We start from the raw sequence: 765 nt of genomic DNA, 5'->3' as shown, positions 1-765 counted from the left end.
AGTAATCGCAGATCAGCAACGCTGCGGTGAATACGTTCCCGGGCCTTGTACACACCGCCCGTCAAGTCACGAAAGTTGGTAACACCCGAAGCCGGTGGCCTAACCCCTTGTGGGAGGGAGCTGTCGAAGGTGGGACTGGCGATTGGGACTAAGTCGTAACAAGGTAGCCGTACCGGAAGGTGCGGCTGGATCACCTCCTTTCTAAGGAGCACCTACAACTTTCCCTGCCGGGCGTTATGTCCGTGTGGTGGGGTTGTCAGGAGTACGCCCGTTGCGCAGACGATTGTTCTGCGGCGGGTGCTCACGGGTGGAATATCAACGAATAGGTGCCTGGCGGCACAGGCCGGCAGTTAGTACGGATGCTCTCTTGAGGGTGTCCTGGAACGCACGCCGGAATGAGCTGCTGGGTAGTGTTTGGCACACTGTTGGGTCCTGAGACAACAGGACCGGGAGGGTTTTCCTTTCCGGAGCTGGTTTGTTTCTGGTTTCCTGGCTGCACCGATCACGCGGTTGTTCCCTTTTGTGGGGCGTGTGTGGGGTGTGTGGTACGGGGTTGTTGTTTGAGAACTACATAGTGGACGCGAGCATCTTTTATAAGAAGCAATTTCCAAGAATATGAACCTGGATCTGTCGCTGTTGCCTTTTGGGGTGATGGTGGTGGTTTCTGTGGTTCTCTCGAAAATTACTCCTTGATCTTTTGTGGTCAAGTTTTTAAGAGCACACGGTGGATGCCTTGGCATTAGGAGCCGAAGAAGGCGAAGAAGG

The 765-nt window shown here is 54.6% G+C and carries 1 rRNA gene; it reads left to right on the top strand.

The features are described from left to right. Positions 1-201: ribosomal RNA gene (locus AC1DRO_RS21175) — 16S ribosomal RNA — on the top strand; the annotation flags it as partial. Positions 202-765 lie beyond the last annotated feature (564 nt).

The sequence above is a fragment of the Arthrobacter sp. P4_F11 genome (genome assembly GCF_056401395.1).
This window is presented reverse-complemented; position numbering and strand designations above follow the sequence as displayed.